The organism is Pseudomonas batumici (assembly GCF_036585405.1).
In the GTDB taxonomy this organism is placed as follows: Bacteria; Pseudomonadota; Gammaproteobacteria; order Pseudomonadales; family Pseudomonadaceae; genus Aquipseudomonas; species Aquipseudomonas batumici.
Map to the genome: position 1 here is coordinate 4,944,322 of NZ_CP144470.1, position 11,554 is coordinate 4,955,875.

Sequence of the window (11,554 nt, forward strand, 5' to 3'; positions counted from 1 at the left end):
AATGCTCGACATAAGCGGCGTGGATATTAAATCCCGAAGGTGCGGGGCTCAAGTATTACGCGGGTTCGAGCGGGAAATAGAGAATCAGCTGTAGGATCGTGGCGGGCCTCGAGGGCCGTGCGTCAGGCGTTGTGTCCCGCCTGCTGGGCAAACCAGTGCAATACCTCGTTCATCGGCACCTGGTGATGGCGTTCGACCCATTGCGACCCTTGCGGGCTGTAGTGCTCGGTATAGTGGCTGAGGATCAGGTGGTGGCGGTCGTTCGACAGCCGCAGGCTGACTTCATGGCAGTGCAGGTCGCTGTCGGCGTGCTTGCTCACCCGTTGTTCAAGGATCAGTGCCGGCTGTTCAGAAGCCATCCCGGGTGGCTCCCTGGCAGCGGTCTTTCTCCGGTTGGGTGCTGCCCCGCTTGCCTTCCAGCACGAAAGCCGCACGATGTTCGGCGACGACGTCACGCAGTGCGCTGTAGTAGTCCGGCAGTTTTTGCAGGCTGTCGGTGAGCGGCAGCAGCTCTGCGCGTTGGTCGATCACACCACCGACCAGGCTGGTCGTCGCCAGGGTCTGCAGGCTGTCGCTGTTGCTGCCGAAGGGGTTGAAGGCCAAGCCGAGCACGCGTCCGGCGGCGTCGCGGGCGTTGCCGGTGCCCAGCAGCGGCAGTTCGACGATAGGGCCGTTGCCGATGCCCCAGACGCCGAACGTCTGGCCGAAGTCGGCGGTATGACGGGGGATGCCCATCGGGTCCGAGACGTCGATCAGGCCCACCAGGCCGAGGGTGGTGTTGACCGTGAAACGCCCCAGGGTATTGGCCGAACGCTTCAGGTTGCCTTGCAGCAGGTCGTTGACGAACACCTTGGGTTCGGCAAAGTTGGTGGTGAAGTTGTGCACACCCTGCTGGAAAACATTCGGCAGGTGGCGATAACCCCGGGCCACGGGGGCCAGGGCATAGTCATCGACGGCCTTGTTGAAGGCAAAGATCCCCCGGTTGACCCGCTGGGCCGGGTCGAAGACCGGGTAGTCGACCTGCGCGCAACGGGCGCTTGCCACCGGAGCCGGACTGCTGCAGCCGACCAGGTACGAGGCGGCCAGCAACAGCGTGGCGTGGCGGATCAGGGCGGGCGAACACTTGAGCGAGGACATGGGCAAACGGTCTCTGCGGAAGAAGATTGGCGGATGCTGCCAGCCGCGTCTTGCTCAAAGATGTCTGCTTTATTGCACCGCTGACGGTTTATTACCGGATTGAAATATATGACGGAACGCGTCGAATGGTTTTAGATGGGCTCTTTCCAACTTCAAGTGATGGCCGCCGGTGAGCAGTCTGTTGATCGTGGACGATGACCTCGAGGTCCTTGCCCTGTTGAAGAAGTTCTTTGTGCTGCAGGGGTATACGGTAGAGGTCGCCGCCGATGGCGCCGCGCTGTGGGCCGCGCTGGAGCGTCAGGCCCCGGACCTGATCATCCTCGACCTGATGCTGCCGGGGGAGAACGGCCTGATGCTGTGCCAGCGCCTGCGCCGGCAGTACGCGACCCCGGTGATCATGCTGACCGCCATGGGCGAGTTGAGCGACCGGGTGGTGGGCCTGGAAATGGGCGCCGACGATTACCTGAGCAAACCCTTCGACGCCCGCGAGCTGCTGGCACGGGTCCGGGCGGTGTTGCGCCGGGCCGGGGAAAGCCGGCCCTTGAGCGGCGAGCTGCCGCGCCCGCTGATCCGCTTTGCCGACTGGCAACTGGACCTGACCCGACGCGAGCTGCGTTCGCCGGATCAGGTGATGATCCCGCTGTCGGCCGGGGAATTCGATCTGCTGCTGGTGTTTGTCGAGCATCCCCAGCGCATCCTTACCCGCGAGCAACTGCTGGATCTGGCGCGGGGGCACAGGCATGACGCCTTTGACCGCAGCATCGATGTCCAGGTCAGTCGCCTGCGGCGCAAGCTGGAGTTCGACACCAAGCGCCCGGCGATGATTCGCACGGTGCGCAATGGCGGCTACCTGTTCACCCCTGATGTGACACGCCAGTGAGCGGCCGCGGAACCGGGCGTTATCGTCCAAAGGACACCGTGGCGCGCTGGATCGCCTTGACCATCCTGATGGCCATGCTCACGGCGCTGGCGTTCAATGCGTTGTTCGTGAAGCTGGCCGGTGTCTGGGCTTATCCGCCGCTGAGCGAGACCGGCCTGCTGGAAAAGGTCGCGTCCCTCAGCCGTGTGATCGAGGCCTCGGAGCCCGGGCAGCGTGCCCGTCTGGCCGCGCTGGTCAGTGATCCGAACACGCAGGTGAATTGGTACGCTGATCGTCACGACATTGTCCTGCCGAAAACTGTCAAAGCCGCCGAGGGCCGTGGTGCACAGGCCATGCGTCAAGCGCTGGGCTCGCCAAATCGCTGGATCGAGGCCTATCAACCCTCCGATTGGGAGGGGCCGAACGGGCGTTATGCGTTGCTGATCCAGTTGACCGACGGCTCTTGGCTGATGTGTTCTGCCGCGTCGCGCAGTTGGGGGCTGGAGGAGGGGCCGCGCCGGCTGATCGTGATCATACTGGTGCTGATCTCCACTGCGGTGGTCACCTTGATTGCCACCCGCCGTCTGGCCAGACCCCTGCAACAGTTTGCCCAGGGCGCGCGGCGTTTTGGCGTCGACTTCCGCGCGCCGCCGGTGGAGCCGGTCGGGCCCCATGAAATCCGCCAGGCGATCCTCGCCTTCAATGCCATGCAGGCTCAGTTGCAGCACTTCATCAAGGATCGCACGCAGATGCTCGCGGCCATCTCCCATGACCTGCGCACGCCCTTGACCCGCATGCGCCTGCGGGGGAATTCATCGAGGACGAGGAGCAACAACAGCGACTGTTTCGCGATGTCGATGAGATGCAGGCGATGATCAACTCCGCGCTGGAGTTCTTCCGCGACGATGCGCGCCTGGAAGAGACGACGTCCTTCGATCTGGCGGAATTGCTGCAAACCCTGGTGGACGATTATCGCGACCAGACCATTGAGGTTGGCTTCGAGGGACCGGCCAGATGGGTGTATTTCGGGCGCCCGCTGGGACTCAAGCGGGTTGTCGGCAATTTGCTGGATAACGCCATCAAATACGGCCGTGAGCCAACGATCCGCTTGGAGCCGGAAGGCGAGCGGCTGTTGATCCGCGTAGAGGATCGTGGGCCGGGTATTGCGCCGGCTGATCTTGAGCGGGTGTTCGAACCGTTCTTTCGACTGGAGAGTTCGCGCAACAGGAGCACGGGGGGCGTCGGATTGGGATTGTCGGCGGCACGGGCGATTGTGCTGGAGCAGGGGGGCGAGCTGACACTGAGCAATCGCGCGGGTGGCGGGTTGATCGCCTTGGTGGCGTTACCGGTGCAAGGGGGCTTGTAGGCGGTGTTCGGCGGATGTGTCGGTCATCGTGTCAGAAACTGGTCAGTGACGTTATTACAACTTCACACCCTGCTATATGTTCACTTATCGAAGTGAGGTGATCACTTTTTTTGATCCCAGCCCCCAACTATTTGTTGTTTGACAACATTTTAGCGAGCGCTGAAACTTTCCCTATTAAGGGTGGTTTTTACCCTGCCCATTGTTTTGTCCTGCCTTGATATAACACCCAACAAAAAGTCCTCCATTGTGCAGTAGCCAAAACTATGAATATTCGTTTGAAGTTCAGTCAGAAGATCCTGCTCGCCGTTTCTACAGTTGTAGTTGTGGTCTTTGCGGTTTTCGCACTTTATGGCGATTATCAGCAACGCAATGAAATCAGTGGAAATATCGAAAGCAACTTGCACACCACCGGGCAGGTCCTGGCCCAGAATATCCAGACGTGGCTGAGCGATCGTTTACTGCTGGTCGAGGCGATGGCCCAGGTGGTCGCGCTCGACCCGGCCCGGGAGAAAGTCCGCACGCTACTTCAACAGCCGGCGCTCACCTCGACCTTCGTCGCCAGCTACAGCGCGACACGCGACGGCGCCTTCGATATCTTTCCCGAGCGGGTCATGCCCGATGGCTACGATCCCCGCCTGCGGCCCTGGTATTCGGATGCGGTCAAAAACGGTCCGATCCTGACCGAGCCCTATATCGGCGTGGGCAGCGACTACCTGGTCATGAGCGAGGCGGCCCCGGTGAAGTCCGGTGGCCAGGTCCTGGGTGTCCTGGGCGTCAACATCAGCCTGGACAAGATGGCCAGGATGATCAATGCCCAGGATTTCGGCGGCATCGGCTATGCCTTCCTGGTCAGTGCCGACGGCAATATCCTGGTACATCCCGACAAAACCCTGGTCACCAAGAACCTGCGGGATATCTACGGCATGGAGCCGTCGCGGATCGGTGCCGACCTGACCCAGGTGCAACAGGCGGGGAGCGCGCAGTTGCTGACCTTCATGCCCGTGCAGGGCTTGCCTTCGGTGAAATGGTATGTGGGCCTGGCCGTCGACAAGGACAAAGCCTACGCGGCGTTGACCCGGTTTCGCCTCTCGGTGCTGATCGCGACCGTGGTATTGCTGACGATCACCTTTGTCCTGCTCAGCCTGTTGATCCGGTTGCTGATGAAGCCCTTGCACCACATGACCCGTGCACTGGAAGACATTGCCCAGGGTGATGGCGACCTGACGCAGCGCCTGGCGATCCAGTCGCGCGACGAGTTCGGCAACCTGGCGGGCGCTTTCAACCGTTTCGTCGAGCGCATCCACGGTTCGATCCGCGAAGTGGCTTCGACCACCGCCCGCTTGAGCCAGGTGGCCAGCCGGGTCGTCGAGGCCTCCAATGCCTCGATGAGCAACTCGGATGATCAGTCCCATCGCACCAGCAGTGTCGCGGCGGCGATCAATCAATTGGGCGCCGCCGCCCAGGAGATTGCCGTGAATGCCGCGGACGCCTCGCAGGGCGCCTCCGATGCGCGGGACACGGCGGATGAAGCGCGGCGGGTGGTCGAGCGCTCGATCCAGGCGATGGATGAACTGTCGGCCAAGATCCTGTCCTCCAGCGCGCGGATCGAGCAACTCAACAGCCACACGTCGAGCATCGGCCAGATCCTCAAGGTGATCCAGGCGATCTCCGAGCAGACCAATCTGCTGGCGCTGAATGCCGCCATCGAGGCTGCCCGGGCGGGCGAGTCCGGGCGCGGTTTCTCGGTGGTCGCCGATGAGGTGCGCAATCTCGCCGGACGCACCCAGGCCTCGGCCCAGCAGATCCACGGGATGATCGAGGAACTGCAGGTCGGGTCCCGCCAGGCGGTCCGCACCATGACCGAGAGCCAGCAGTACAGCGCGCAGAGCGTGGCCATCGCCAATCAGGCCGGCGAGCATCTGGGGCAGGTCACCCGGCGCATCGGCGAGATCGACGGGATGAACCAGTCGGTGGCCGCCGCCACCGAAGAGCAGACCGCCGTGGTCGAGGCGATCAACATGGACATCACCCAGATCGACACCTTGAACAAGGACGCGGTGGAGAATCTCAATGCCACGCTGCTGGCCTGTGCCGACCTGGAAGAGCAGACGGCCCGGTTGGAGCAGTTGGTCAGCGGTTTCCGTATTTGAGGAGCCCTTCATTCAGGGGCGCCTTCACGCAGAGTTGCCATTCGCCCGGGAGTCTCGTATAAATCGGCATAAACGTGCAGATCCAGGCAAAAGCATGCAAAACCTTCATCAAGCGTCGGAACTGCCGCACCTGCGGCGGCAAAAGATCCTGTTATTGCTCGAACGGGATGGCAAGGTCATGGCCTCTGAGCTGGGCCAGCATTTCGCGGTCTCGGAAGACACCATCCGCCGCGACCTCGCGGAACTCGCCCAGGCCGGGCTGTTGCAGCGGGTCCATGGCGGCGCGTTGCCGCGGCCCAAGGACACCGGCAAGGATTACCTCACCCGGATCGCCGAACCCAACGAAGTGAAAACCCGCCTGGCGCAGCTGGCGGCACAGCGGGTCGAGGAAGGGCAGATCGTGCTGTTCGACTCCGGCACCACCACCTTGCAGATCGCCCAGTCGCTGCCGTCTGGACTATCGATCACCGCTGTCACCTGTTCGCCGATGATCGCCATGACCCTGGCCGAGCACCCGGGCATCACCGTGATCCTGGCCGGCGGCAAGCTCAACCCCGCGACCATGGCCTCTGGCGGGCACGAGGCGCTGCGGCTGATCCAGGGCGTCAAGGCCGACCTGCTGTTTACCGGCGTCTGCGCGATTCATCCGGAGATGGGGATTACCTCCGTGCATTACGACGAAGTCGCGGTGAAACAGGCCATGCTCGACAGCGCCTCGCACGTGGTGGCGGTGACCACGGCCGACAAGCTCGGGGCCGTGGAGCCTTTTGTGGTGGCGCCCTGTACGCGCTTGCAGACGATGATTACCGAGCGTTTCGTGCCGTCGGACGTTATTGAGGCTTATCGGCGAATGGGCGTTGAAGTGGTGCAGGCGGATGTATAAGACGGTGGCCTTGGTGACGGGCCTGATTTGAAACAAGTGTTCATACAGTCGCTCCAGTGGCGTGGGAACGGGGTGTTATAGTTTTTACTCATGCCAAAGGAGTGGTCGTGATGACATTTGAATCATTAGTGGGGCGGTATCTGTTTTTGCCCATGCTCGATACCTTCGAGTGGCCGGATAATATGTGGCCCTGTTTCGAGATCCTGGCGGGGCATGGATTCATAGGGCGGATGACCTGTCTGTACAGCGCCGCGAGCCAGGATAAAACCCTGACGGGTGTCATTCAATACGATGAGCAGGACCAGCGCCTGAACATTGTCTTTGATGCCTTGCTCGCTAATCCCGAGTGCGACGTCGAAGGCAGTTTTTGCGCACTCTATAAAGCGCCCTCGCAAGAGGCGATACGGAGAATGCAAAGTGCAACACATTATGAATGGGTTGAAACCAGTGCGGGTGAATACAACCTGTGGCTGAAAACCTCTGCACACGGCGATGCGATTCTGAAATTTGCCGTATCGGCTGAGATCGGAGAGGCCGTGGGCGCCCGGGCAAGAGTCGATCTGATCAATCAGGCCGGTTAATCGCCGGGGGTTTTGCTCATCCGTATTCCCTGACGTTTTTCCAGAAAATACGACCGTTTGTCGCTTCGAGCTCCCCTTTCCGGGAGGCGTGGCTGCAGGTCACTGCAATCTTTTGCGCCCATGACTCCCGGGCTTTTCAGAGGGTTCTACAAAGTCGTTGAAGTGTCTAGCTTGGCTCTCTTGAGAGGGGGCGTCTTGAAATCAGGGGTAACAAAACATTGCAATGGTCGGTCGGAGCGCCGCATCATTACCGGCCTATTCCACCAAGAGGCCCCCTGAGGAAATGGATTCTCAGATCATAGGCATCGACTTCGCCGACTGGCGGATGCCTGAAGTGAACGCGGACTGGATTGCCGCGTTGGAAGCAGGCAAGGTGCTGTACTTCCCGCGCTTGTCGTTTGAGTTGCGGGAAGAAGAGAAGTCCTTGCTCCGTCCGGATATTCGCTCGCCCAAGGCACGCAATATCAGCCTGGATGCAAATAATCATCTCAAGGGTGCCGAAGGCGATGCCGCCGTGCAACAGGCGCTGACCGAGATGATCGGACGCTTCCGTGAGCAGGCGCAGACGCTGGTGTACTCGCTGCTGCCCCGTTATCAGGGCGCCTTGCGTCTGGCCCCTACCAGCTACCGTCCGATGCAGGTCGAGACCCGCGCGCAGTCCTGGCGTGCCGATGACCGTCGCCTGCATGTCGACGCCTTTCCTTCGCGTCCCAACTATGGCGAGCGCATTCTGCGGGTGTTCAGCAACATCAACCCCGAAGGCGTACCCCGCGTGTGGCGTGTCGGCGAGCCTTTCGAAACGGTCGCTCGCAAGTTCCTGCCACGGGCCAAACCTTATGTGGCCTGGCAGGCGGGTCTGCTGAAGGCGTTGCGGATCACCAAGTCATACCGCAGTGAATATGATCACCTGATGCTGCAGTTGCATGACGGCATGAAGGGTGATCAGGCCTACCAGGAAACCGCCGAGCAGGTGACCATGCCATTCGCCGCGGGTTCGGTCTGGGTGTGCTTCTCGGACCAGGTGCCGCACGCGGTCATGTCCGGCCAATACATGCTCGAACAGACCCTGCACATCCCCGCCGACAAGCAGTACGACCCCCAGGCCAACCCCTTGGCGATCCTGACACGGATGATGGGTCGACCTTTGGTTTGAGGGGCAGAGAGGCAGTACTCCCGTGCTGCCTCTAGACGCCGCGCCGGCGAAATAGTAGCTTTTCTCACCAAAGCCCTTTGCTCCTGGCCGTCTCCATGTGCCAGCGACCCAGGCCTTCATAGCGGTTAAGGAAGATGCAGTGAAACTGCCGATGACGTGCTGAACGCTTTCAGCCCGGCTCGGCAATCACTTTTCAAGGATGAGCGATGGCCTGTCGGTCCAGCTTCTCAAACCTGAAAACACCTGACCGTATTGATAGATATCGACGACCTCTGTTCGGCGATTGTCGACGGAGCGTTCGCGCAGGTGCAGGTTGTCCGGTAAAAGTGATCCCACGGCGTTCAATCTCCTAGAGGCTATCCCGCGTTCCCCGTCCCGCACTTCCCAAGGAGCTGTAAATGAAAGGCAAGATTCTGAGTTACGACAACAACACCCGTAACGGCATTATTTCCGGTGATGACGGCAACCGTTACACCTTCGACGTTGTCGAGTGGAAAGCGGCGGTACTGCCCAAGGTCGGCGCGAGTGTCGACTTTGCCAGCAATGGTGCGTTTGCCGAAGCCATCTTCGCCGACAGCGCGGCGGCGAGCGGCAACTCCAAGAAAATCCCGGCGGCCTTGCTGGCGTTCTTCCTCGGTGCCTTTGGCGTGCACAAGTTCTACCTGGGTTACAAAACCCAAGGCGTGATCATGTTGCTGGTGTTCCTGTTCGGCTGGCTGTTGCTCGGCATCCCGTCGATCGTGATCAGTATTGTCGCCTTTATCGAATTCATCATTTACCTGATCAAGTCCGATGAAGACTTCGAGCAGACTTATGTGGTCGGTAAAAGAGGCTGGTTCTGAGTCGCTGATTTCGGGCTTGAGTGAGTCCGGGTTGGTCGTCGGTGTTGGCGCCGATGGGCAGGGGCACGTTGGGTGCTCCTGTTCGACTGAAGAGCATCCTGTCTGTACACCTGCTGTGCCTTACCCTCTCGACATTTCCTCTGAACACGCTTGCTCGCGGTGGCCGTCAGGCTGACGCGGCCTCTTCACGCAGGTCCCGGTTTTGAGGGCAAGCGAGCTGCCATGTGGTAGTCGCCTAAAAAATCGAGGCGAAAAAAAACCACCTTAGTAGGGTGGTTTTTTCCGCAAGCCTGATATGGGACCGGCTTGCTCATCTCACAGAGACCGCTAGCGGACCCTTACGTTACTGAAATCATGTATGTTGCGCAAGTCCGAGAGTTATTTTTGATGTTTCTGAATATTTAAGGAAGGAGCTTGAAATTTTTTGAATGAAGTTTATCGGGGAACGTAACACTTTTTATCTCTATTGCCGCATTCGAGCTGGGGTATGATTTTCTGGCTCTTTCGTTAAAAAGACTTTTTGAAGTGGTCAAGCCAGCGCGCGCATTTGGGACCTCCTGACACGGCTTAGTAACCCGTGCCGGATTGGCTCAGGGGGCCATCAGCCTGGCCACCTCAATGAGACTGCTAGCGGAGTTCTCGAAGGCATACGTGTTCCGGTAAGTATGCTGGAGAGTTGGCCCACTTTGGGGGTCAATGTATGTCCAAGTTTCTTCGACGTACCTGGAGCCTCGTAGTTAACTTATTACGGGTTTATCACCTGTATGAGTTTCTGCGGGATCACTACGATAATCAGCGGTAAGGGTTATTGAAGTGGCCTGCCCCGGTTTCGATCGGGGCGGGTTTTGATTCGGATCCCAGGGGCGGCTGTTGGGTTGCCTCCTTCCTCGTCAGAGACTGAATCCTTTGAAAAAAGCGGATGTGGAATCACTCATCGCATTCGATTTGCTCGCCTACCGAGGTATGCTTGAGCACGGCTCAAGCATTTCCCAGCCGCTTTTCCCGACGTACCTGCGAGCTCACGGCGTTCCATGATCACCCACGTTGCTCTGTTTCTCTGCACCTTGATGGCCATGGAAGGGGTCGGCTACCTGGCGCACAAGTACGTCATGCACGGCTGGGGTTGGTTTCTGCACCGCTCCCATCATGAGGAGCATCTGGGCACCTTCGAGACCAACGACGTCTACCTGTTGGTATTGGCGGCGGTGGCCATCACCCTGATCGTGCTGGGCAATAGCGGGTACGACCCTCTGCAGTGGATCGGTGCCGGGGTGGCAGCGTTCGGGATCATCTATGTCGTGGTGCATGACGGCATCGTCCACCGCTATTGGCCGTTTCGGCCACGACCGCGCCATCGCTATCTGAAGCGCCTGTATCAGGCGCACCTGTTGCACCACGCGGTGAAGGGGCGCGAGAACAGCGTGTCGTTCGGCTTTCTGTACGCGCCTCCGCTGCGCACGCTGAAGAGGCAGTTGCGTGAGTCGCGTGAGGCGGCAGGGCGTGGAGGGGAAGGGCGCCGTTCAGTTTGGCGGGGTGACAGCACGAGCGAGGCTGAATAAAACCGGGGCGGAAAAATCTCTTGAAGGAGCTGCTCACGTGAAAAGCACTATCGATCACTTGACTATCGTGGCGCCGGACCTCGATACCGGCTGTGCGTTCGTCACCGACTTGCTGGGCGTGGACCTTCAACCGGGCGGTGCCCATCCACGCATGGGCACCCACAACAGGCTGCTGCGCCTTGGCCCCCAGCTCTACCTGGAAGTGATTGCCGTTGACCCATCAGCTGAACGCCCGAATCGGCCTCGCTGGTTCGGCCTTGATCAACTTGCGCCTGACTCACCCGCACGCTTGGCGGCATGGGTTGCACGAACCGATGATATCCATGCTGTTAGCGCTTCCTGCCACGACATCGTTGGGGATGTCGAGCCGATGACTAGAGGAACATTGTCCTGGCAGATAACGATACCTGCGGACGGAAGCCTCCCTTTGGGCGGATCAGCCCCCACGATAATCCAATGGGAACATGCGACTCATCCCGCAAGCGCGTTACAAGACAAAGGCTGTTCACTATTGGCATTGGACGTCTTCCATACTGATCCGGATAAAGTCAAAGCGGTTCTGATGACCATGAATTTTTCGGGGCCGGTGTATCTTCATGCGCTCAAAGATACTTCAACCCCGTTTTTGATCGCGCATATTCAAACACCCAGTGGCTTAAAGGCATTGCCGATTTCAAGGGCGTGAGTCGCACTTAAGTTCAGAAGCCACCATTCCGTTGGCAGCGCATTTTCTACTTCTTCTCATCAAACCGAACCGACCGAATGATCGCGCCAATGGTGTCGAAGTCCTGGTAGTAACCGACGGTGTCGAACAGCAACTGCGTCTTGGTGTTGTAGACGATAGCCATCAGGCAGGTGCCCCCGGCGGCATGGAAACCGCTCTCTTCGTCACCGACGCCACAGGTCTGGGTTGTCTGCATGCCTTTCCAGCCCGGACCTTCGATGATGTCGACGGGGCTGGGCGAGTCCATGGCGGCGATGCGCTGGAGTGGTCGCCGAAAGCATAGGTGATGATATCGAATCC

Annotated in this window: 11 protein-coding genes and 2 pseudogenes; 10 read left to right on the top strand and 3 right to left on the bottom strand. The window is 59.7% G+C overall.

What is annotated here, in order from left to right; genetic code table 11:
- Positions 1-122: 122 nt before the first annotated feature.
- Both NUH87_RS22500 and NUH87_RS22505 read right to left on the bottom strand, forming a co-directional pair.
- Positions 123-359, bottom strand: coding sequence for a hypothetical protein (locus NUH87_RS22500; protein WP_338522734.1), 237 nt, complete (start codon positions 357-359; stop codon positions 123-125).
- Positions 349-1,137 (bottom strand): VacJ family lipoprotein, encoded by a 789-nt coding sequence (locus tag NUH87_RS22505; protein WP_338522735.1) that lies wholly within the window; start codon positions 1,135-1,137, stop codon positions 349-351. The genes NUH87_RS22500 and NUH87_RS22505 overlap by 11 nt, the downstream gene beginning before the upstream one ends.
- Positions 1,138-1,306: 169 nt before the next feature.
- Between NUH87_RS22505 and NUH87_RS22510 the strand changes: the two genes are divergently transcribed.
- The 10 genes and pseudogenes from NUH87_RS22510 (at position 1,307) to NUH87_RS22550 (ending at position 11,215) form a co-directional block, all read left to right on the top strand.
- Positions 1,307-2,017: a response regulator gene (locus NUH87_RS22510; RefSeq protein WP_040070668.1), complete on the top strand. Its 711-nt coding sequence runs from the start codon at positions 1,307-1,309 to the stop codon at positions 2,015-2,017.
- Between the two features lie 68 nt (positions 2,018-2,085).
- Positions 2,086-3,362: pseudogene (locus NUH87_RS22515) on the top strand (sensor histidine kinase).
- A 263-nt stretch (positions 3,363-3,625) separates the two neighbouring features.
- Positions 3,626-4,654, top strand: a pseudogene (locus tag NUH87_RS31345) (HAMP domain-containing protein); the annotation flags it as partial.
- A gap of 93 nt (positions 4,655-4,747) precedes the next feature.
- A complete protein-coding gene (locus tag NUH87_RS31350; protein ID WP_422393954.1) occupies positions 4,748-5,512 on the top strand; it encodes a methyl-accepting chemotaxis protein in 765 nt (254 codons plus the stop codon).
- Positions 5,513-5,606: 94 nt separating this feature from the next.
- Positions 5,607-6,395 (top strand): DeoR/GlpR family DNA-binding transcription regulator, encoded by a 789-nt coding sequence (locus NUH87_RS22525; RefSeq protein WP_338522737.1) that lies wholly within the window; start codon positions 5,607-5,609, stop codon positions 6,393-6,395.
- 107 nt (positions 6,396-6,502) lie between these two features.
- A complete protein-coding gene (locus NUH87_RS22530) occupies positions 6,503-6,976 on the top strand; it encodes a hypothetical protein (RefSeq protein ID WP_338522738.1) in 474 nt (157 codons plus the stop codon).
- A gap of 283 nt (positions 6,977-7,259) precedes the next feature.
- A complete protein-coding gene (locus NUH87_RS22535; RefSeq protein WP_338522739.1) occupies positions 7,260-8,129 on the top strand; it encodes a Kdo hydroxylase family protein in 870 nt (289 codons plus the stop codon).
- Positions 8,130-8,527: 398 nt separating this feature from the next.
- A complete protein-coding gene (locus tag NUH87_RS22540; RefSeq protein WP_040070661.1) occupies positions 8,528-8,971 on the top strand; it encodes a TM2 domain-containing protein in 444 nt (147 codons plus the stop codon).
- A 1,031-nt stretch (positions 8,972-10,002) separates the two neighbouring features.
- Positions 10,003-10,530, top strand: a complete 528-nt coding sequence (locus NUH87_RS22545; RefSeq protein WP_338522740.1) for a sterol desaturase family protein — start codon at positions 10,003-10,005, stop codon at positions 10,528-10,530.
- Positions 10,531-10,567: 37 nt separating this feature from the next.
- Positions 10,568-11,215, top strand: a complete 648-nt coding sequence (locus NUH87_RS22550; RefSeq protein ID WP_338522741.1) for a VOC family protein — start codon at positions 10,568-10,570, stop codon at positions 11,213-11,215.
- Between the two features lie 46 nt (positions 11,216-11,261).
- Here the strand turns inward: NUH87_RS22550 and NUH87_RS22555 are convergent, their stop codons facing one another.
- The gene (locus NUH87_RS22555; protein WP_338522742.1) at positions 11,262-11,501 is read right to left on the bottom strand and encodes a hypothetical protein; all 240 of its coding nucleotides are present in this window, start codon (positions 11,499-11,501) and stop codon (positions 11,262-11,264) included.
- Between the last annotated feature and the right edge of the window lie 53 nt (positions 11,502-11,554).